Consider the following 22,059-nt stretch of genomic DNA (forward strand, 5'->3'; position numbering starts at 1 on the left):
GGCGGCTCTACCGGGCGGTCCGGGCCGCTGGAGCGGCCGCTGGGGGCGCTCGCTCGATGGCCGTCCTGGCCGCGTCGCTGGCGACGACGGCCGGGCTGTGGGGGCCGCGGCTGTCGCGGCACACGTCGGCGCTGGCGATGGCGGTGGTTCCGCTGGCCGCCGCCGCGGCCGTGGAGCTGCCGGTCGCAGCGGCGCCACCGGGCACCCTCACGCTGGTCGGCACCGCGCTGGCACCGCTGGTTCCGGTCATGCTTTTTGGTCAGGTATGGCTTTACCGAATACTGCGCCGGCCACCTGCTCTCCCCGGATTCTTCGGCTGAACCGGCCGATCTCACGGTTTGCTCATCTTCGCCCTTGGTCAAACCTTGTTGGTGCGGATTTTCCGCATCCGGCCACACCGGTTGGTGATCTTTTGTGGCGGGAACATCACACTACGTAAAGATGGCGCGTGGACGTCCGCACCCCGAGCGGGCCGCGGACACGCGCTGCAGCGAGCCGTGGCTCACATGGAGGGACCATGCCCCAGTCCTTGTTGCCCACTCCCCCCGCTCTCGGGGGTTGCAGTTGCGGACCGAACTGCGGGTGCGGCTGCCAGAGCGGCGGCTCCTGCAGCTGCGGAGGCGGCTGCGGCTAGCCGGACTCCGGTCGTCTTTCCGCACGACGGCGATCGACCATCCGCCCCCTCCGAGCACGGGCCTGTCCCACGCCCCCCGGGACGGCCCGTGCGCTCGTGTCGGCGGCGCACGTTCGCAGTGACCGGACGTGCGCCGGACACGGGTCCGGACGGCATCCCGGCTCCTGCCGGGTCGGCGCGACACACCGCGCCCCTGCGCGCCGCCGGCATTCCCTTTCTCTGCAACAATATGTAATGGAAGTTGTACTCTAAGTTACCTAGAGTGAGATCGGGGCGGAGTCACCTCAGTCTGGGGGATGGTCATCATGTCGACTTCCAGCGTTTCGGCGTGCACGCCGGGACAGACCGGCGAGTACGAACGGCTCCGGCTGCGCGCCGAAGGGATCCGCGAACGCGCCACCAAGGCCGTGCCGTGGGCGCCCGAAACCGTCGGGCTTCCGCCGCAGGCGGTGGAGAACGCCCTGCTGCGCATCAACGACGTCGCGTTCTACGCCAACGCCCGTCAGGAGAGCATCACCTTCGCCGAGCTCTGCCTGAACCTGCTCACCCTGCACCGTCCGCGTGACGGCGGCGGCCTCACCAGCGGGAACGCGCCGCCCGTACAGCGGTGCAGCTGCTGCATGCTGCGCTGGCCCTGCCCAACGGTACGCGAGATGACCAGCGCGCTCACCTGACGGCGCCCGCCTTCCGTGACCTCGGCGACCGATGCCGTTAGCCTGTGCCCATCCGCACTGGCCAGTGGCACGGAGAGCGATCATGGCTCAACGGACAACGGAGACCGGACAGGACCGTGTGGACCTCCCCGGGGCCCGGCCCGGCGACCCCCCGTCCACCGCTCACGCGACCGGCGAGGTCGACCACCGGAGCACCCGTACCGGCCGCAGGCGCGGCTGGTACGGCACGAAGAAGTACGTCAAACGCGTCCTGGGCTGGCGGCTGCCGAACCTCGCCATGCGCGGCTCCGTCCGGGTTGCGGCGCCCCGCCTCCGCGACACGGGGCGGCTGCCGGTTCCCGCCGCGACCCCGGAGGTCGTCGGCCGCGTCGACGGTGCGGAGTACATCATGCTGTCGCCTGCACGGTGCGTGGTGGCTGCGGAGCTGTACTGGGGCGAGGGGCGCCGACCGCACCCCGCCGACGACTTCGCGCTCGCGCTGTTCGCGAAGGCGGCCCGCCGGTCCGCCACGGTGTTCGACATCGGGGCCTACACAGGGCTGTTCACGCTGGCCTCCACGGCGGTCAACCCGAACATCCGGGCGCACGCGTTCGAGATCGTGCCCGAGGTCTTCCACGCGCTGTTCGACAACTGCGTGCGGAACCGGGTCCTGCACCGGACCACGCTGCACCACGTCGGTGTGGGCGATCCGCGGACGACCATCGCCATGCCCATGCGGTCCGCCGACTCCGCCCTGCCCTGCTTCTACTCCAGCACGATGACGTTCACCGACGGTATCCCGATCGGTGTCGCCGCGCTGGACTCATTCACCGAAGAGCCGCCCCCGGGAACCTCGACCGTGCTCAAAGTCGACGTCGAGGGAACCGAGGCCTCCGTGTTCGAACACGGCCAGGATTTCCTGGGCGCCCACCGTCCCGACATCCTTTGCGAGGTACTGCCGGGAGCCGACGGGGAACACCTGCGCACGCTTCTGGAACCGCACGGTTACCGCTTCCACCTCGTCGGGGAGCGGGCGCTCGCCCCCGAGAGCCCGATCGTCGGGCACGACCGGTTCCGCGACTGGTTCTTCACCACCCGCACCCGCGACGACCTGCAGCGGATGGGAATCCCTGTCGCCCCGTAGCGACCGCAGACGCCACCCGCCGGAGACGGGGCGCGATCCACCTCCGGCAGGTGACGCGATCCTGCCGTCCAGTCCACTCTCGGACCTGGGCGCCGGGCGCTCTTCGCGGGCCCCGGCTACGAACCGAAGCTAATAGTGCAACCTGTTCTAGCGCAAGACTCAAACCCGAATTGGTTTCGGATTCTGCGCACGATGCCCACCATGCCGAAAAGGGCGGGAGGTGACAAGGGGAAAAGCGACCGGCGGGATCCGCCGGGCAGGTGCGGCGAGAACAGGGTCTATTCCGAGTCGGGGACGCTGAACTGCACGGCTGCGCGGTCGGCGAGCATCGGCTTGATGATTTGCAGCACGGCCTGGTGCTTGGGGTGGTCCCGGTAGCCGCGGAAACCGTCCTCGTCCGCGACGTCGGCGACCACCGCGAAGTCGTAGGTGTCCGCACCGATCCCCAGATCGGTCCCGAAGGTGTAGGCCTGAAGCTGCGGGATCACCGCCGGCAACCGCGCCAGCTCCCTTCCGACCTCCGCCACCTGGTCGGAGGTGACCCCGTCAGCCCAACGAAACAACGCGACATGCCGAATACCCATACCCACGAACCTATCTCGGTCGGGGCGCGCGCTCTCCGCCAGGCGGGCACCGGACCGGGGTTCCGGGCGAAACAAGAACCGGGCCCAGGGGCGGGGGACAGCCCCTGGGTCCGGCCGCGGGGAATGTAGGCGGCGCGGCCGCGCGGCCCGGGATGTGCGGGAACGGACCGCACAGGGGGCACCGTGTTCAAACGACGGTAGCGGCTCCGAGGTCACGCTGACGGTCTATTCAGGTAACCGAAATGTCTCAATTCGCCACGCAGGGAACTTCGACCGGACAAGCACGGCCAGCGTGGATAAACACAGCGCCTACGGAAGTGAACGGGCTTCGCGGTCAACCGGCACGCTCACCGCCGGCCCTGCCTCACCCACCGCGGAGACGCGGCCCCGAACCGGCACCGGCGGTCCTTCCGACGCGCCGCGGAACGGGAATTCCCCGCCAATCTCACGCAGAGGCCGTCGCCGTTGTCCGGGCCGAAACGGCCCTCGCCCGCTCGCGGGGTGGGTGGGAACGACAACGCTCTCTTGCCGGGATCAACGGGGACGGGGCAAATGTGGGGAGTGCCATCGGGTCAACTGACCCGTGTTGCGAGCAGATAGGCGTCGGGGGAATCGGGATCGACGATATCGGTGATTTTCCAGGTCTGCCCGCCGACCGTGAAGGTGTCACCCACATGGACGTCGATCATGTTAGGGGGCTGCCATTCGCGCGGCCCGCCGATCTTGGCTGTAGGGCGGCCCTCACCGTCCACCCAGAACCGCCCTCCTCCTACGGGCCCGCCCTTGAACCGATCGTTCCGTCCGTACGTAATCTTCTCCTGTGCACCGACTTCGTGGGCCACGTGCAACTCTTCCTCTGTCATCCGGATGAACCCGTGTCATAACCAACCGATCCGGAACTGTCGTACCGAACGATAATTTCACCTTGGCCCTCTGGACCTTACTCCCTTCCACAGCATTCGCATACGGCATGATGAGGAATGGACGATTTACCGTAATCTCAGAGCGATGATCCGGTTGGGGTTTTCGTTCTGAGTAGAACAGCGTGGATTCCGGCGACGCATACCCGGTCATTCCAATAGGGATCCGTTCTGCGCCCCCGGCGCCCTTCCGGCCCCGGGTGATCACCGCCCCTCCAGTGCCTCGCGTCGGCGGCCATCACGGCTCGACCACGGTCCCGGCACGCCCGGCGAGCCCGGGTTCCAGACTCTCCAGCTCGGTGATCACCGCACGTTCGCCGCCTCCCTCGACGAACCGCAGGACCGCTTCGATCTTCGGCCCCATGCTGCCGTCGGCGAAGTGCCCCCGGGCCGCGTAGTCACGCAGGTCCGCAGCCCGGATCCGCCCGATCGGCCGGGCGCGCGGCCCGCCGAAATCCAGGAAGGCGTTGGGGACGTCCGTGACGATGATGAGCAGCCCGGCGCCCAGAACCCGGCCGAGCAGCGCGGCGGTCCTGTCCTTGTCCAGTACCGCCTCGACGCCGCGCAGGGCCCCGCCGGGGTCGCGAACAACGGGGATCCCGCCGCCGCCCGCGGCCACCGGCACCACATCCGCGTCGAGCAGCGCACGCAGGGCGGCGGCTTCGAGGATCTCCCGCGGCTCGGGCGACGGGACGACGCGCCGCCAACCGCGCGCGCCGAAGTCGGCCCAGTCCTGGCCGAGCCCGATGAACTCCGCGGCCTCGGCATGTGCGAGGTAGCGGCCTATCGGTTTGCTGGGGCGGGCGAACGCGGGATCGGCGCCGTCGACGACCGTACGGGTGACCAGCGCCGCCACGTCGCGCTCCCCCAGGCCCCGCCGGCGGAGCGCCGCCTCGAGCGCGCTCGCCATGGTGAACCCGATGGTGGCCTGGGTCTGGGCCCCGCACCAGTCGAGGGAGGCGGGCGGGACCGTCCTCGCGGCGATCTCGTTCTTCATGAGGAGGTTGCCGACCTGCGGACCGTTGCCGTGGGTGAGCACCACGTCGGTACCCCCGGCGATGAGGCCGGCCACGTGCTCCATGGTGCCCTCGATCGCCTTGCGCTGGTCCTCGGGCCGGGCGCTGCCGTCGGGAGTCGTCATGGCGTTACCGCCGAGAGCGACGATGGCGCGGCGCGGTCTTCGCATCGATCTCCTCCCGGCGCCCTGCACCCACCCAGGGAGACGAGCGCTACCGCATTATCGTGCTCTGACATCCCCCGATTCGTCCAGCATGTCCGGCTGATCAGAGAGCGGATCCGCTCCGGAAGCGGCTACCCGCCCGTACGCCCCTGCCCCTTCATCTTGCCGACCACCGTCTCCAGGGCCGAGCTGAACGGGTGGTCGTGGACCATGTAGGTCCAGGTCATGGACGGGCGTTTGACGCCGACCCCCGCGACGTCGATACGGCCGTCGGCCACCTCGAGCTCGCTGAACGCCTCGGCCGCCCGTGCCCGGGCCTCGTCGAGAAAGCCCTTGAACGCCGGGACCGCGTCGCGGTTGAACTCGTCGAGCGGGTCGCGCCGCCCGAGGAAGCGCAGGTGGATGCCCTCCCTGAGTTCGGCGAGGAAGGCGTTGTGCTCGCTCCAGCCGCGGTCCAGGTAGTAGAGCGTGATCAGGCGGGCGGCCCGCGCCACCTCCTCGGCTCCGACCTCCTCGACCAGTTCCGCGTGCGTGGCCTCGCAGTCGACGGCGAGCTGGCGGTCACCGAGCCCGTTGCGGAGCACCTCTTCGCGCTGCTCCAGCACGACGCTCCGCTGCACGTCGATCAGCTGGTTGTAGCGCCACGTGTTGCGATGGACGTCCAGCAGCTGGTTCTCCGACACCCGCTGGGCGTGGTCGACCATCTCGCGCCAGCCCGAGTCCGCGATCTCTCCGTCGGCGCCGGCCTCGTAGCCGCGCGTCTCCGGGGCGTTGTTCATCACCAGGTCGTCGTCGACACTGACGAAGAAGATCGAGCTCCCGGGGTCGCCCTGCCGTCCCGCGCGCCCGCGCAGCTGGTCGTCGAGGCGGCTGCTGGGGTAGCGGCCGAAGCCCATGACATAGAGTCCGCCCACCTCGACGACGCGGTCGCGGTCGGACATGTCGCTGCCGCCGAGACGGATGTCGGTGCCCCGCCCCGCCATCTGAGTGGAGACCGTGATGGCGCCGAACTTGCCGGCCTCGGCGATGATGGCGGCCTCGTCGGCGTCGTTCTTGGCGTTCAGGACGACGCACTCCAGCCCATCGCCCGCCAGGCGCTTGGCCAGCAGCTCGGACTCGGCGACGTCCTGGGTGCCGATGAGGATCGGCCGCCCGGTCTCGTGTACCGACGCCGCCTCGGAGACGAGCGCGTCCTCCTTCTCCTCGCGGGTGGCGTAGAGGCGGCCCTCCTCGTCGACCCGGACGCAGGGCTTGTTCGGCGGGATGACCGCCACTTCGAGCTCGTAGAACTCGCGCAGCTGGTCGGCGACCGCCATGGCCGTACCGGTCATGCCGCAGCGGGTGGGGTACCGCAGGACCAGGGACTGCACGGTGATCGAGTCCAGCACCTCGCCGGTCTCGCTCACGTCGACCTTCTCCTTGGCCTCGACCGCGGCCTGCAGCCCGTCGGGCCAGCGCTGCAGGAGCGCTATGCGGCCGCGCGACTCGTTGATCAGCCGCACCACACCGTCGCGGACGACGTAGTGCACATCGCGCTGGAGCAGCACTTGGGCGTGCAGGGCGAGGTTGACGCGGGGCAGCACCGACGTGTCGTCCTCGTCATAGAGGTCGACGTCGCCAAGCTTCTCCTCGACGGCGTCGATGCCGGCGTCGGTGAGCTGGACGTTGCGCCCCTCGTCGTCGATCTCGTAGTGGATCCCGGGCCTGAGCGTGCGGACCAGTTCGGCCATTTCGACGTCGGCCTCGGTGCTCTCCGCAGCCCCCGCCAGGACCAGGGGGACCCGGGCCTCGTCGACCAGGACGGAGTCGGCCTCGTCGATCAGCGCGATGTTCGGTTCGGGGACGACCTGCTCCGCCACATCGGTCACCATCCGGTCGCGCAGCACGTCGAAACCCAGCTCGCTGACCGAGGCGTAGGTGACTTCGGCGGAGTAGGCCTCCCGGCGCTCCTCCCGCGTGGACTCCTCGCCGATCCAGTCGACCGCGACACCGAGAAGGTCGTACAGCGGGCGCATCCACTCGGCGTCGCGGCGTGCGAGGTAGTCGTTGACGCTGAGGACGTGCACGCGCTGCCCGCGGAGCGCGAACCCGGCGGCCGCCATCGCCCCGGCCAGGGTCTTGCCCTCACCGGTGGCCATCTCGGCGATGTGCCCGTCGAGCAGCGCCATGACGCCGAGCAGCTGCACGTCGAAGGGACGCTCGCCAATCGTGCGCCGGGCGGCTTCGCGGCCCACCGCGCACAGCTCGACCAGGTCGCCGCGTTCGTAGGGGAGCTCGGCGTTGCCGAGCTCGGTGGCCTTCTCGGTGAGCCCTGCGTCGTCCAGCTCACGCAGTTCCGGCTCACGGGCCTCGATCGCTTCCAGCAGCTTTGTATAGGGCCGCAGGTCCACCGCGCCGGGTTTGCCCAGCACTCGGCGGACGCTCTCAACCATTCGTCCGAACACCACGCAAGGGTAACGCCGCGAACCGCCCGGTGCGTTCCGCCGAGGGTCTACATCACGGCCGGTTTCCCGGAATCTCCATTTCCAAGCAATACGACAATGTCGAATGATGGGTAGGGTTGGCCCGTGCCAGGACGAATCCAATCGCTCGAACGCGCGGCCGCCGTCCTCCACTCCCTCGCCGGCGGTCCCCGCCGGCTCGGCGTGGCCGAGCTCGCCGCCAGCCTCGACCTGCCCAAACCCACAGTGCACGGCATCCTCAACACGCTCCGGCACGTGGGCTTCGTCGAGCAGGACGAGCAGAGCGGCAAGTACCGGCTCGGAGCGGCACTGCTGCACCTGGGCAACAGCTACCTGGACGTTCACGAGCTACGCACCCGCGCCCTGACCTGGTCCGACGCGCTCGCCGCGCGCAGCGGCGAGAGCACGCGGATCGGCGTCTGGCACGAGGGGGCCGTACTCGTGGTGCACCACGTCTTCCGCCCGGACGACAGTTTCCAGGTGTTGGAGGTCGGCACGCTGCTGCCCGCCCACGCGAGCGCCCTCGGCAAGGTGCTGCTGTCCTGCGAGCCGGGCTTGGAGCCCGACCGCGCACGGCGGAGCTTCACCGCGCACACGATCAGCGACAGCGCCGGACTGCGGGCGGAGCTGGCGCGCGTACGCCTTCAGGGCTGGGCGGCCGACGTGGAGGAACTGGCCGAGGGGGAGGTCTCCGTCGCCGCGCCGATCCGCAACGGGCGCGGCGCCGCGGTGGGCGCCATCGGTGTCACCGGGGCCGTCGAGCGGCTGTGCGAATGCGGCACGCCCCGCCGCGACCTCGTCGGCCAGGTACGCGACGCGGCACGCGCGATCACCCGCGACATCTCCTGAGGAACCGCGCCGCCGGTAATCGGGCCGGCCACCGAAACGAGGTTGACACCTCCCGCTTCCCGGGGGCACCATCTCTTCTAATGTTCGGCAATGTCGTATAACGGTCGACATCAACAACATAAGAGGCCACAGCGCCGGCGCCGGCCGCCACGGAGCACGGCCCTCCGACACGCGGCCACCCGCGCGGCACTGCGAGCCGGAACCTACTTGCGAGGGTTGTGTGGGCACCGATCAGTTCACCGCCGCGATCGGCCAGCGGATGGCGCCGTGTCGCCGCACCGCCGGCCGCATACGGCTCCGTGAGCGCCCCGATCCCGCCGCCGGCCCATCCCTCTCCGGTCCGCGGCCGACCCGGCCGCGGCGGTCCCGCGCGGCCCACAGCGCCGTACGGAACCGCCGGGAGGAGCCCGGCCGGACCGGGCCAGAGCAACCGACGAACAGCATCCGACCCCCTCACCCGGCTCGCACAGGGAGACCCAGTGACGAACGCGATCACGATGCCCCAGCCCACTCACTCCACCCGGGAACAGGCGCGCGCGGAGATCACCCGCGGCACGTTCGACCTGCTCGTCATCGGCGGCGGCATCCTGGGTACCTCCGTCGCGTGGATGGCCACGCAGGCCGGCCTGCGGGTCGCCATGGTCGACGCGGGGGACTTCGCCGGCGCCACCTCCAGCGCCTCCTCCAAGCTGGTGCACGGCGGGCTGCGGTACCTGCAGACCGGCAACGTCAAGCTGGTGGCGGAGAACCACCGCGAGCGGCGCGCCCTGGCCGGCCGCGTCGCGCCGCACCTCGTCAACCCGGTGCCCTTCCTGGTGCCGGTGTACAAGGGCGGCCCGCACGGGGCGACGAAGATGGCCGCCGGTGTCTTCCTGTACTCGGCACTGTCGGCGTTCGGCGATGGTCTGGGCCGGGTCGTGTCTCCCGCGCACGCCCGGCGTCTCGCACCGGGGCTGAAGACGGACGGCCTGAAGACGGTCGCCACTTACCACGACCACCAGATGAACGACAGCCGTATGGCGATCATGACGGTGCGCGCCGCCGTCGAGGCCGGCGCGGTCGCGCTCAACCACGCCCGGGTCGTCGGGCTGCGCACCACGCACGGCAAGGTCACCGGGGCCGAGCTGCGCGACGGAGTGACGGGCGAGGAGTTCGGTGTGGACGCGCGGCTCGTGCTGAACGCGACCGGCCCGTGGGTGGACCACCTGCGCCGGATGGAGGATCCGGGCGCTGCGCCGAGCGTCCGGCTCTCCAAGGGGGTCCACCTGGTCCTCAGGACCGACCACCCGTGGCACGCGGCACTGACCATCCCGGTGGACAAGTACCGGGTCTCCTTCGCCATCCCGTGGGAGGGCCGCCTGCTGCTGGGGACGACCGACGAGGAGTACACCGGGGACCCCGCTGAAGTCGGTGTCCTGCAGCAGGACGTCGACCAGATCCTCGGGGAGGCCGGGACGGCGATCGACGCCGCGCACATCGCTCCCGACAGGATCGGCTACGCGTTCGCCGGGCTGCGCGTGCTCCCCGGCGGCACCGGCGGCACCAGCGCCGCCAAGCGCGAGACCGTTGTGACGCGCGGGCGCGGCGGAATGCTGTCGATCGCGGGCGGGAAGTGGACCACCTACCGGCATATCGGCCGCCTGGTGATCGACCGACTGCGCAAGGAGCGCTCGGTCCCGCTGGCCGAGGACATGTGCCCGACGCTGAAGACCGTCCCGCTACCCGGGCTCGGGCAGCCTGAGGCCGTCGCGCACCGGCTCATGGTCGACCAGGAGCCGCCGACCCGGATGGACCCGCTCGTTGCGCGGCACCTGGCCTCGCACTACGGCAGCGTTTCGCTGGACATCGCGGAACTGGTGCGCTCCGAGCCCGCACTGGGCGAGCGGATCCACCCCGACGGCCCCGACATCTGGGCGCAGGCGGTCTACGCCCGGGACCAGGAATGGGCGGTCACCGTCGACGACGTCCTGCGCCGCCGGACCACGGTCACGGTCCGGGGCCTGGACACCCAAGAGGTACGCGATCGGACCTCGGCACTCCTGGGGAAGGTGGGCGGCTGACCCCTTCGCCGACTCCCGATGGGGCTACCCGCACGCCGCGGTCGTGCCTCTCGGACGGTGGGAGTGCCCTCCCAGAGCGCGGGCCCGCGGAGATCCTGTGCACCTTTTCTCCGCGGGCCGCGTTCGCCTTACTCCCCGCCTCCACGGGCACGTGCGGCCCCGCCGGCCGCCTCCGCCAGGTATCCAGCCGCACCCTCGGGGTCGAGGAACCAGGTCGCGAAGTCGGTGGGGTCGTCGAACCCGTTGGCGAAGCGATCGGCGACCGGCGCGTGCTCGCCCGCGGCCCCAAGCACCTCCAGCACGTGCGGGGGCGGCGGCTGCAGCATGGCATTGGTCCATGCGGTGACGTGGCGGGCGTACGACCAGTACTTCTCGAACGTGGCGCGCATGAACGCCTCGTCGAAAGGGCGGTCGCCGTGCTCGACGATCGCCGCATGGTAGGCGGCGGCGCACTTGGCGGCGCTGTTCGACCCCTGACCGGTGATCGGGTCGTTGGCCACCACCACGTCGGCCATGCCGAACACCAGCGTGCCGTTGCCGAGTCTGCCGACCGGGTCGCGCACCAGGGGCGTGAAGCGGCCGGCGAGGACCGCGCGGTCGTCGGTCAGTTCCACGCCGCCGCACCGCGCGTGTTCCCACGGAAGGTAGGTGCGCATCAGCTCCAGCATGCGGTCCAGGTGCTGCCGCGGGTCCTTGACCCCCTCGAAGACGTCCAGCGGACCGCCGGGGATCCCCTCGAAGAACAGGATGTCGCAGGGACCGCTCAACGTGTAGCCGGGAATGGCGAACAGCTCTCCCACACCGGGGACGAGGTTGCAGCGCACCGCCGGAAGCTCGGGATGCTCCGGCCGGCGCTCCTGGCCGTGCACGTACGCCACCGACAGCGCCCGCTGCGGTTCGCTGTACACCGTGCGCTCGTGGTTCACGTCGAACAGCTGCGTCAGCTCTCCCCTGCCCGCGGCCACGACGACGAGGTCGAACATCTCGGTGAAGCCCTCCAGGTCGGACACGGTGGCACCGGAGATGATGACCCTGCCGCCGTCGTCCTCGAAGGACTCCAGCCAGTCCGCCATCTTCACCCGCTGGTCGACGGACTGGGCGTAGCCGTCGAGCCGCCCCAGCCAGTCGATGGGCCGGGAACCGTCAGGGCCGGCCACCGATACGCCCACCCCTGCGATCTTCGGCGCGTCCTCCTCCCACATGTTGAGACCCAGGTCGCGCTCGTGCTGGAGGGCCGTGTGGAACATGCACTGGGTGGACATGACCCTGCCGGAGCGAATCTCCTCCGGGGTCCGCGCCGAGACCACCGTGACCTCGCATCCCGCGTCGAGCAGGCTGTGCGCGAGCTGCAGGCCCGACTGGCCGCTGCCAACGATGAGGATCCGTCGCATGTGTCTTCGTCCGCTTTCCAACTATCGGGGGCAGATCGGGACAAGCCGCTACTTGCTGCGGCGCCCGGGAGCCACCCGGAGCGGGAGCCGGGGGTGGGGACGAGCCCCCCCGGTCGCGGTGACCGTGGCGCTCGGCCCCGGACCCTCTCACGGAGTCACCGGGACAACCAGGGAATTGTACTCAAATGTCGCCTTAGGTCACTAAAAGCGACCACACCAGAGGAGGAGCGACGCCGGAACCGGCCGTTTCCGGGCATGCCGACGTCGGGGGCGGCCGGAACCCGCACCGGCCTCCCCTGTGTGCTATCCCCGAACCCGCGCAGGGCTCACGGGACCAGTTGGACCCGCTGGCGGGCCTCGATCGCCATGGCGTGCTTGACCAGAGTGACGAGCACGCCGACCACCGAATTGCGATCGCGCGCGTCGCACCCCATCACCGGGATCGTGGGCTCCAGGTCGAGGGCGTCACGCAGCTCCTCGGCCGAGTAGCGGGGCGTGTCCTCGAAGGTGTTGACCGCGACCATGAACGGCACCCGGTACTGCTTCTCGAAGTAGTCGAGGGCCTGGAAGGACTCCTCCAAGCGCCGGGTGTCGGTCAGGATGATCGCGCCGAGCGCGCCTCGCACCATGTCGTCCCACATGAACCAGAAGCGCTGCTGGCCCGGTGTGCCGAACAGGTAGAGGGTCAGGTCGGTTTCGAGCGATATCCGCCCGAAGTCCATGGCGACCGTGGTACTCGTCTTGTCGGGGGTGTGGGAGAGGTCGTCGATCCCGGCGCTCGCGGCGGTCACGGCCGCCTCGGTGCGTACCGGGGGGATCTCGGAGACCGCACCCACGAAGGTCGTCTTCCCGGCGCCGAATCCGCCGGCAATGATGATCTTGGTGGAAAGCTGCGGTGAGTCGTTCACTGGTTCTTCAGTCCTTGCGACACTGGCTCGGCGCAGACCGTTCCCGGGGGACGGAACGCTGCACCGTCAGGGGGGTTGGGGGCCGATACGATCGCCTGCGGACGCCAAGCAGCGAAACCAGCAAACTAGCACTTCGGTCCGCGCTGCGCGGCATTCGGCGCGTCTCTCCTCCGAAGATGGGAGGCGGCACACCCGCCGAGCAAGAGGGCCTTCGCCCTTTGCCGCCCGGCATGTCCGGAGGCACCGCGCGCCTCAGGATAGCGCGATTCATCCGAAATCCCTTGCGGATCACGGGTTCCGGACTTCCAGGCACGATTCACGGCCGCGCGCCATAGGCTTTATGACATTGTGAGCGGCCCATTTCGGCCGTCGGGAAGGCTGTGCGTGTTGCGCATCGAGGTCTACCTTGAGGGAGAGGTCCTTCACTCGGCGGCCCTGCTCGCACTACCTGGCACGCGGCAGTCGGAGGTCGTCCGGTGTGCTGGTCCTCGCGGCGCATGGAGCGTGGGGCCGTTCGCCGGCGTCGCTGCGGCGACGCCGGCCCGCATCGGTCGACGCTCCGTGCGGCCGCTGTGCCCCGCCGGCCCGCGTAACCGTCCGCGCGGGCCGGGGGGCACCCGCCATTTCCGCGCCCCGGCCGTTCGTTCGAGGTCACGGTTACCGAGGGCGTAATATTGGGCCGGTCCGAACCGCGGTGCCAGGCCGAAGGAGCCAACCCGACCTCATGTCCGATCAGCGCATCGTCCGCCCGACGCCCATCAGCGGCTTCCCCGAATGGTTGCCGGAGATCCGGTACGTGGAGCGGCGTTGGCTGGACCATATCCGCACCGGTTTCGAGCGATACGGCTTCGCCTCGGTCGAGACTCCGTCGGTGGAGAACCTCGACGTGCTGATGGCCAAAGGCGAGACCTCGCAGGAGGTCTACACCCTGCACCGGCTGCAGGCCGACGCCGGCGACGACACCGACGCCAGGCTGGGCCTGCACTTCGACCTGACGGTCCCCATCGCGCGCTACGTGGCCCAGCACTTCAACGAACTGGTCTTCCCGTTCAAGCGCTACCAGATCCAGCGGGTGTGGCGTGGGGAACGTCCGCAAGAGGGGCGCTACCGCGAGTTCACGCAGTGCGATATCGACGTCATCAACGTCGACCAGGTTCCGCTGCACTTCGATGCCGAGCTGCCGCGTATCGCGCACGAAGTGCTCTCGGGTCTGGACATCCCGGCGTGGACGCTCAGCATCAACAACCGCAAGGTGCTCCAAGGCTGCTACGAGGGCCTGGGGATCGGCGATCCGCTCGCGGTGATCCGCGCCGTTGACAAGCTGCACAAGATCGGCGACGACGGCGTCCGGGACATCCTCACCGAGGACATCGGCCTGACCGAGGAGCAGGTCAAGGTCTGCTTGGAGCTCGCCCGCATCAAGGGGTCCGACACCTCCGTCATCGATGAGGTGCGCCGGCTCGGGGTCCACTCCGACCTGCTCGCCCAAGGGCTCGACGAGCTCGCGTTCGTCCTGGACTCGCTGTCGGACCTGCCTCCCGGCAGCGTCGTGGCGGATCTGTCGATCGCCCGCGGCCTCGACTATTACACCGGCACCGTCTACGAGGCCGCGTTCGACGACGATCCTGGCTACGGGAGCATCTGCGCGGGCGGGCGCTACGAGGACCTGGCGGGCCAGTTCATCCGCCGCAACCTTCCCGGTGTCGGTATCTCCATCGGCCTGACCCGCATCTTCGCCAAGCTGGTGGCCGAGGGACGCATCCAACGCGGCCGGAGCTGCCCGACCGACGTGCTGGTGGCCGTGCCCGGGGTCGAGCGGCGCGCCGAAGCGCTGCGCACCGCTGCGCTGCTGCGCGGACGCGGTTTCAACACCGAGGTCTTCCACCAGGCGGCCAGGATCGGTAAGCAGATCCAGTACGCCTCCCGCAAAGGCATCCCGTTCGTCTGGTTCCCGCCCTTCGAGGACGGGCGGGCACACGAGATCAAGGACATGGCGACCGGGGAGCAGAGCGATGCCGACCCGGCCACCTGGACGCGCCCGTCGTAGTATCACAGGGGACGCCGAACCGCCACAGCCGCCGGACCGCTCCGACGTACCCGCGCCACCTCGGAACACAACTGCCGGCCCCCTCTTACCCAGGACCTATGCTCTTGGCGAACCGGCTGTCAACGCCCGGAACCGGCCACTGTGCAGACAATGACCTGTTCCGGGTGAAACACTGATCATCGGGCTCACGTCCGCGCCGGTGCACCGAGTCGGCGCGTTTGAGCAGCTCCGTAAAACGCGGTTGCCCAGTGAACGAGGCCATGCCACCTCCCCGTCATAACCTCCCCAGGTCCGCCGATGACTTTGTCGGACGCGAGCGCGATGTCACCGATCTCTGTCAGCTCCTCAGCACCGCACGCATGGTCTCGCTCACCGGTACCGGGGGTATCGGCAAGACCCGGCTGGCGGTCAACGTGGCCGAGCGGCTGCTGCACCAGTTCGACGACGGCGCCCGATTCATCGACCTGAGCGACGCCACGACCGCGGAGCAGGTCGGTCGCACCGTGGCACGCGCGCTGCAGATCGTCGAGGGCCACCAGCATCCCGCGGCCGACACGGTCAACACGGCGCTGCGCTCGCAGAAAGTGCTGCTCATCCTGGACACCTGCGAGCGCGCCGTCCGCCCGATAGCCGACCTCTGCCAGGAACTGCTGGAGACCTGCCCGGATGTGCGGATCCTCGCGACCAGCCGGCAGCCGCTGCGGATCCCCGGGGAGAGCATATGGCGAGTGCCTCCGCTCTCGATGCCCGTCCGGTCCGCGCCGACCGAGATGCGTGGCACCGCACTGGTGCCGCTCCCCCGCCGGGACGCCCTTCGTTACGAGGCCGTGCGACTGTTCGTCAACCGCGCGCACGCCGCCCGCACCGGCTTCAAGATGACCCGGGAGAACGCGGGGTACATCGTCGAGATCTGCCGGATACTCGATGGTGTCCCGCTCGCGATCGAGCTGGCCGCCGCCCGGATCCGGGTGCTCTCGGTGCAGCAGATCCTGCACCGCCTGGACGACCGGTTCCGGCTGCTCGCAACGGAGGGCCGGGAGCTTCCGGCGCGGCAGCGCACCATGCGGGCCGTCCTGGAGTGGAGCCACGCGCTGCTGAGCGAGGCCGAACAGACCCTGCTGCGGCGGCTGTCCGTGTTCTCCACCTGGCACCTGGAACTGGCGGAGGACGTCTGCCGCGACACCTCCATCGAGCGCGAAAGCGTCCTGGAACTGCACAGCTCCCTGCTCGACAAGTCGTTGATCGTGCTCGACTCCGAAGTCGACCAGAGCGTGCACTACCGGCTGACCGACACGGTGCGCGCCTATGCCGCCGAACGACTGGCCGCCTCCGGCGAGGAGGAGGTCCTGTGGGACCGATACCTGAACAGCACCGTCACGTGGGTGGAGAAGATGGCCGCGAACGTCTCCGGCCCCCTTCCCTGGGCGGAGCGCCAGCGCTACCTGCACCGCCTGGACCACCATCGGGAGAACACCGAACGGCTGCTCGCCTGGGCGCTGGAGTACGGCCGGATCGACGGCGGGCTGCGCCTGTGCGCGGCGCTCCGGTCGTACTGGTTCGTCCGCGACCTCCTCTTCGAAGGCAGTACTTACCTGCGCAGACTGCTGGACACCACCCCCGAGGCGCAGTCCCCCGCGGTACGCGCGCGAGGCCTGGCGGTGTACGCGGAGCTCTCCTTGGGGTTCGAGGGGCGCCGCGCCGTGAGCGCGGCGGCGACAGAGGCCCTGGGAACGGCCCGCGGCAACGGTGATCCCGGAACCGCCGCCTGCGCCCTGGTGACCCTCGCCGCCCTCACCCACCACACCGGCGACGACGGCGAGACGGGGCGGCGCCACGCCCGCGAGGCGCTCCGGATCTCCGTGCGCATCCCCGACCACGTCACCGAGATCGCCGCCCTGAGGGTCCTGGCGCGCCTCGCGCGGCAGCGCGGTGATACCGAGGAAGCCGGGAGAATCCTGAACCGGAGCATCTCCGTGGCCGAAGGAGCCGGCGACAAGTGGAACGCTGCCCGCTGCCACAACGCTCTGGGGACCCTGGCTCTCCAGCGAGGCGACCTCGGCACCGCCTCCTCCCGGCTCGCCGAGGCACTGGAGATCTTCGACGAGCTCGGTGTGACGCCCGAGACCGCCCGCTGTATCGCCGCCCTGGGCCACGTGGACGCGGCCCGAGGGGATATCGCCTCGGCCCGCCGCCGACTCGCCGACTGCCTGCGGATGAGCGTGGCCTCCGGCCACAGGGTCGCCGTCGCCCGCGCCCTGGAGGCACTGGCCGAACTCGCGATCGTCGAGGGCCACCCGGAACGCGCCGCCGCGCTGGCCGGTGCCGGGACCTCGCTCCGCTCCATTTTGGGCCGGCCACCCCGAACGCGGGCCGGATCCGCACCCGGATCGAGCAGGACCTCGCACGCGACACCGTCGCCAAGGCGTGGGAATTGTGGCGGACCCTGCCACTGGAACAGGTGGTCGAGAACACACTGGCCTTCCCCACGCTCCGCAAGCCCACATCGCCGGAACTGACCCGCCGGGAAAGGGAGATCACGGCCCTCGTCGGCACGGGCCTCTCCAACCGGCAGATCGCCGACCGCCTCACCATCAGCCAGGCGACCGCAGCACGACACATCGCCAACATCTTCCGCAAGCTGTCCTTCACATCCAGGGACCAGCTCGCGGAATGGGCCTGCCGGAACGGGTTCGACGCCTGACACGGCGGCCCCCACCCCCTTCGGATTCCCGCCGAGACACCCGTCACTACGCGTGTTCCTGGGGGTTCACTGAACGTGCCCGGAAGATTGCCGGTATCACTTGCATGGGGCCGGAACACCTAATAAGACAGAGCCCTAGGCACGAGCACGCACCACCCCGATCCCCCATCGAACGCCCTTACCTCAGGCAAGGTGAGAGCGGCCCCCGACCGCCTACACGCGTGAAGGCCATGGCACCACAGACCGCGCCCGCGCGGCAGAACCTTCCCCTCGAACCGACCAGCTTCATCGGCCGCGGACGCGACCTCAGCGATCTCCTCCGGCTACTCGGATCAGACCGGCTGATCACGTTATGCGGCGTGAGCGGGGTCGGTAAGACCAGATTGGCGCTACGGGTCGCAGCCCAGGCGATCGCTTCCTTTCCCGATGGCGTGTGGTTGGCCGAGCTCGCCGACGTTTCCACCCGCGAGGAGATCGTCTCGCGCATCGCGGCGGCCGTGGGGATAGCCGAGGAGGCCGACCGCGACCTGTCCGGGACGCTCTTCGACGCGCTGCGCGGGCGACACCTGCTGCTGGTACTGGACGGCTGCGACGCCGTCATCGGCGAGGTCGCCGCGCTCGGGCGGGCGCTGCTCGACGCCTGCCCCTCGACCTCGCTCCTTCTCACCAGTGAGGAGCCGGCGCGCATCAGCGGCGAGGCGATCTGGCGGGTCCCCCCGCTCTCGCTGCCATCGCGGCAGGGCGATCCCGCCCTGGCCGACTCCGAGGCCGTGCGGCTGTTCATCGAACGCTCCCAAGGGCCCGGCTCCACTGTCTGCCCCCACCAGTTGCGCACGATCACCGATATCTGCCGCCGGCTCGACGGCATCCCGCTGTGCATCGAGCTCGCCGCGGCGTGGATGCGGTTCCGCTCCCCCGATGAGATCGCCGATCTGCTCACCGCCCGCTTTCCGCAGCTGACCGATCAGGAGCGCGGTGTGCCCACCCGGCGGCGAATCCTGCACGCCGTCCTCGACTGGAGCAACTCGCTGCTGAGCGATTCCGAGCAGACGCTGCTGCGGCGGCTCTCCGTCTTCTGCGACTGGGACCTGGAGCTGGCCGAGCGCATCTGCTCTGATGAGGAGCTGCCCGAGGCGGAGATCCTGGACGCCGCCTCAGCGCTGGTGGACCGCTCCCTGGTCACCCTCACCGGTGAGTACCAGGGCCGGGTCCGCTACCGGCTGCCCCGTGCTGTGCGCCGGTACGCCGCCGAGCACCTGGCCGCCTCCGGCGAGGAGGAGCGCTCCGTACCCGCCACTGTGGCCAGATGCTGCGGCTCGCCGAGGAGTTCGGGCACGTGGCCGTGCTCGGCAGGGCGATGCCCTGGGCAGAGCGGCACGGGTTTCGGCACCGCATCGCCGCCGAATACGACAACCTGCGCTCGGTCCTGCACCGATCCGCCGAACGCGGCGATACCGAAACCGGGTTGCGCCTGTGTGTGGGCCTGCGCGCGTTCTGGGTGAGCGGCCGCCACTTCTCCGAAGGCTCCCACTGGAGCGACCTCTTCCTGCGCATGGACCGCACCGACCAGGGACTGCGCGGGCGGGCCATGGTGCGCCGCGCCGAACTCGCCTGGGCACAGAACGATTTCCGGCTCGCGAGGAAAATCGGAGAGGAGGGGCTGCCGTGGTGCCGCACGGCCGGTGACACCGAGTCGGTCCTCCTCACGCTGAACCTCCTCACCATGATGGACATCCGCGACAACGACCACGAGAGCGCCCAGGACCGGCTCAGCGAGACGCTCAAGCTCGCCCGCGAGAGCGGCGACCTGTGGAACGAGGCCCTCGCCCTTTGCGCGCGGGGAGCGCTCACCGCCCGCGAGGGCGACTTCCCCGGCGCCGACGTGCTCTACGGTACGGCGCTGCTGATCCTGCGCGGCATCGACCATCGGTGGGGTGTCGGGGCCACCCTGATCGGCCACGCGAGTGTCGCCGAGTCGCAGAGCGACCTGGACGTGGCCGACCGCTGCTACCGCGAGGCACTGGACATCCAGCGCGATATCAGCGCCGTACCGGAGCTCGCGCGTTGCCTGGCCGGGGTGGGACGGGTCGCGCACGCCCAAGGCGCCGTCACCCAGGCATACGACTACCTCAGCGAGAGCCTCCTCCTCAGCCACAGCACCGGGCAGCGCGCGGGTGTGGCCCAAGCGCTCGCCACCATCGCCCGGCTGGCCGCCCACGACGGCTTCCCCGAAGGGGCGTGCCGCCTCGCGGGGGCGGCCTCGGCCATCGGCGAGAGCGCTGGATTGCCCGCCTCCTCCTGGCCGCTGCGGGACGGGGAGTCCGGTTCCGATCCGAAGACGCTGTCGTCCTGGTGGGCGGAGGGGCGCGCCCTCGGGCTCGACGAGGCTGTCGCGATGGCGCTGCGCATCACCGAAGCCGGCCGGGTTCCGCGCCCCCGCACGCCGCCCGCGCCCGTGACCGCACCGCCCCCCGAGGAGACCCTGACCCCCCGTGAGCAGGAGGTCGCGCAGCTCATCGGCGGTGGCAAGAGCAACCGCGAGATCGCCGAGGCGCTGTTCATCACCCCGGCGACGGTCGCGCGGCACGTCGCCAACATCAACCGGAAGACCGGGTTCAACTCCCGCAAGCAGATCGCGGCCTGGATCGACGATCACCAGAACGGAGAATCCGTCTCGTCCTAAACCCAATGAACCGGGCTGATCTGGGCATACGTCTACTACATACCGAAATCCACGAATCTACATATGCAACTGCACAAGTGTATGCATGTGCAGGAGTCGGGCGAGCGTTAGGGTTGCTCTATGAGATCGCACTCCGCCGTGACCCGAACGGTGATCGTCACGAGCGCGGCTCAGGCGCCCTTGGGCGCGAAACTCCGGGGACCCGCGGAGTCAACGGATGGAGACCGACCCGTCCTACACCCCGCCCCACACCTGTCGGGGGCGGAGGAACGTACGGTCCCCTTCCGTCCCGGGTCGACCTTGGAGACCGTGCCGCCGCGGGTGCGCAGAGGGGAGGCACCCGCGGCGACGACGGTCACAGCGTTACCGGGCTCGCCACGTGGAGGGGGCGTGACGGGCCCGGGCCGCGAGCACAGCGACGCGACCCTGGGGGACGCATGACGGGGAACCCGCTACCCCGCTCTCTCGCACCGCCGCACACGCGAGACACCGGCGCGGAGCCGATCGGCACTATCACAGGGGGCCTTCTCGATCGGCTGCGGCGTCGTGGCGGAAACGCCACGGTAAGCGACTCCCGCGGTCCGGCGACCGACGCCGTCGCGTTCGCGAGCACGATCGAACGCGCGGCCACCGGGCTGGGCCGCCGAGGGGTGTGCCCCGGCGACGTCGTGGGCGTCCTGGCGCCGGTATCGCCGGTCAGACTCACCGCGGTCTACACCGTCATGGCGGTCGGCGGAATCGCGCTACCGCTGGAGCTCGCCTCGGACCGGGAGACGCAGATCGATGTCCTCACCGAGACGGACGCCCGGTTGCTCCTGGTCACCGCCTCCCTCGCCGGAACCGCGCTGGGGCTGGCCGAGCGGTCGCGGGTGCGCCAGGTCATCGCGTTCGGCGAGGCACCCGAGACCACCCCCTTCGAGGAGCTGCTGCTTCCCGGCACCGACAGCGGCGGCTACGATCCCGCCCGCGGCCTGTTCAACAACGGCATCCTCGACTACCAGGCCACCAGCGAGGGAGTCGTTACCACGCTGTACGGGCACACCGACCTCCTCAACCTGTTCCGCCGGTTCGGCGCCGAACTCGAACTCAGCCGAAGCGATGTCGTAGCGGTGGAGCCGGGCATGGCCGAGCCCGCGCGGACCGCTCTCGCCGCTCTCGCCCTGTGGCAGGGAGTCTCCGTGGTCACGACGGCGGCCGAGACGGAACCGGAGATCCGGCGCGACCTTGCGGCGGCCTGCGCCACTGTGCGCGGCGCTCCCGTTCCCACGCGCATGGCCGCACGCGGCTGATCGCGTAGCGGCGGTCCCGGCCGGGCCGCTATTCGGGCACGTCGATCTCGAACCATGCGACGTGTGTACTCTCGGTCCAGTACTCGCCGCAGCGGGACGTGCAGCTCTCGATGATGAGCTTGCCTCGCCCGTAGTCGCCGTTCTCCTCGCGCTCCGTTCCGGTCGCACCGTCCGGGCCGCGGTTCTTCTCCCCCTGATCGGCCACGGCCACCCGAACCTGGTCGCGCTCGGTGCGGATGAACAGCGTCATCACGCCGCCGATCTGCCCTGAGCGCGAATGCAGCAGCGCGTTGGTGGCGAGTTCGCTGGCGGCGAGCTCGGCGTCGTCCACGAGGGAAGCGGGGTTGTCCGTCTTCTCCAGGAACTCGCGTACCCGGGCGCGGATCGACCGTACGGCCGTCAGGTTGCCGACACAGCTCCAGACCGTGTGATCGGTGGCGACCTCGGAGAGTTCAGCCGCGTCCAACGTGGGAGCATCGAACGGGTCAACAGCGGCGTATTCCTCCACTCGCTGCGAATCGGTCATCCGCGCGTCACTCCCAATCACCACCCGG

At 69.8% G+C, this 22,059-nt stretch carries 15 protein-coding genes and 2 pseudogenes; 10 read left to right on the forward strand and 7 right to left on the reverse strand.

All coding sequences use genetic code 11. From position 1 onward, the window contains the following. The 3 genes and pseudogenes from VS93_RS00005 to VS93_RS00015 form a co-directional block, all read left to right on the forward strand. A pseudogene (locus VS93_RS00005) lies at positions 1–320 on the forward strand (cytochrome d ubiquinol oxidase subunit II); the annotation flags it as partial. 619 nt (positions 321–939) lie between these two features. Next, the gene (locus VS93_RS00010; protein ID WP_046468124.1) at positions 940–1,308 is read left to right on the forward strand and encodes a hypothetical protein; all 369 of its coding nucleotides are present in this window, start codon (positions 940–942) and stop codon (positions 1,306–1,308) included. Between the two features lie 82 nt (positions 1,309–1,390). Continuing rightward, positions 1,391–2,431, forward strand: coding sequence for an FkbM family methyltransferase (locus tag VS93_RS00015; protein ID WP_082126507.1), 1,041 nt, complete (start codon positions 1,391–1,393; stop codon positions 2,429–2,431). A 278-nt stretch (positions 2,432–2,709) separates the two neighbouring features. On the opposite strand, the gene VS93_RS00020 is transcribed toward VS93_RS00015, so the two are convergent. The 4 genes from VS93_RS00020 to secA2 form a co-directional block, all read right to left on the reverse strand. Next, positions 2,710–3,015, reverse strand: a complete 306-nt coding sequence (locus VS93_RS00020) for a Dabb family protein (protein WP_046467971.1) — start codon at positions 3,013–3,015, stop codon at positions 2,710–2,712. Positions 3,016–3,587: 572 nt separating this feature from the next. After that, complete coding sequence (locus tag VS93_RS00025) at positions 3,588–3,857, reverse strand: DUF6406 domain-containing protein (protein WP_046467972.1); 270 nt, start codon at positions 3,855–3,857, stop codon at positions 3,588–3,590. Between the two features lie 316 nt (positions 3,858–4,173). Beyond that, the gene (locus tag VS93_RS00030; protein WP_046467973.1) at positions 4,174–5,121 is read right to left on the reverse strand and encodes a carbamate kinase; all 948 of its coding nucleotides are present in this window, start codon (positions 5,119–5,121) and stop codon (positions 4,174–4,176) included. A 125-nt stretch (positions 5,122–5,246) separates the two neighbouring features. Beyond that, complete coding sequence (gene secA2 / locus VS93_RS00035) at positions 5,247–7,547, reverse strand: accessory Sec system translocase SecA2 (protein ID WP_046468125.1); 2,301 nt, start codon at positions 7,545–7,547, stop codon at positions 5,247–5,249. A 135-nt stretch (positions 7,548–7,682) separates the two neighbouring features. On the opposite strand from secA2, the gene VS93_RS00040 reads away from it, so the two are divergent. Beyond that, positions 7,683–8,426, forward strand: coding sequence for an IclR family transcriptional regulator (locus tag VS93_RS00040; protein ID WP_046467974.1), 744 nt, complete (start codon positions 7,683–7,685; stop codon positions 8,424–8,426). Between the two features lie 497 nt (positions 8,427–8,923). Continuing rightward, the gene (locus VS93_RS00045; protein WP_046468126.1) at positions 8,924–10,486 is read left to right on the forward strand and encodes a glycerol-3-phosphate dehydrogenase/oxidase; all 1,563 of its coding nucleotides are present in this window, start codon (positions 8,924–8,926) and stop codon (positions 10,484–10,486) included. 128 nt (positions 10,487–10,614) lie between these two features. On the opposite strand, the gene VS93_RS00050 is transcribed toward VS93_RS00045, so the two are convergent. Together VS93_RS00050 and VS93_RS00055 are read right to left on the reverse strand one after the other, a co-directional pair. Then, entirely contained in the window at positions 10,615–11,877 is a 1,263-nt protein-coding gene (locus tag VS93_RS00050) for a styrene monooxygenase/indole monooxygenase family protein (protein WP_046467975.1), read from the reverse strand. A gap of 326 nt (positions 11,878–12,203) precedes the next feature. After that, on the reverse strand, positions 12,204–12,785 hold the full coding sequence (locus VS93_RS00055) for a GTP-binding protein (protein ID WP_046467976.1): 582 nt from the start codon (positions 12,783–12,785) through the stop codon (positions 12,204–12,206). Positions 12,786–13,509: 724 nt separating this feature from the next. Between VS93_RS00055 and hisS the strand changes: the two genes are divergently transcribed. The 5 genes and pseudogenes from hisS to VS93_RS00075 all read left to right on the forward strand — a co-directional run bounded on the left by hisS (position 13,510) and on the right by VS93_RS00075 (position 21,505). Then, positions 13,510–14,832 carry a histidine--tRNA ligase gene (gene hisS, locus VS93_RS00060; protein ID WP_046467977.1) on the forward strand — a complete coding sequence of 441 codons (1,323 nt, stop codon included), beginning with the start codon at positions 13,510–13,512 and terminating at the stop codon, positions 14,830–14,832. A 260-nt stretch (positions 14,833–15,092) separates the two neighbouring features. After that, positions 15,093–17,533, forward strand: a pseudogene (locus tag VS93_RS00065) (tetratricopeptide repeat protein). Positions 17,534–17,763: 230 nt separating this feature from the next. Beyond that, a complete protein-coding gene (locus VS93_RS32770; RefSeq protein ID WP_338022652.1) occupies positions 17,764–19,035 on the forward strand; it encodes an ATP-binding protein in 1,272 nt (423 codons plus the stop codon). 893 nt (positions 19,036–19,928) lie between these two features. Then, on the forward strand, positions 19,929–20,216 hold the full coding sequence (locus VS93_RS33630; protein WP_449353784.1) for a response regulator transcription factor: 288 nt from the start codon (positions 19,929–19,931) through the stop codon (positions 20,214–20,216). Positions 20,217–20,653: 437 nt separating this feature from the next. Further along, on the forward strand, positions 20,654–21,505 hold the full coding sequence (locus VS93_RS00075; protein WP_046467978.1) for an AMP-binding protein: 852 nt from the start codon (positions 20,654–20,656) through the stop codon (positions 21,503–21,505). Between the two features lie 28 nt (positions 21,506–21,533). Here the strand turns inward: VS93_RS00075 and VS93_RS00080 are convergent, their stop codons facing one another. Further along, entirely contained in the window at positions 21,534–22,031 is a 498-nt protein-coding gene (locus tag VS93_RS00080; RefSeq protein WP_046467979.1) for an ATP-binding protein, read from the reverse strand. Between the last annotated feature and the right edge of the window lie 28 nt (positions 22,032–22,059).

The organism is Allosalinactinospora lopnorensis (assembly GCF_000981225.1).
In the GTDB taxonomy this organism is placed as follows: domain Bacteria; phylum Actinomycetota; class Actinomycetes; order Streptosporangiales; family Streptosporangiaceae; genus Allosalinactinospora; species Allosalinactinospora lopnorensis.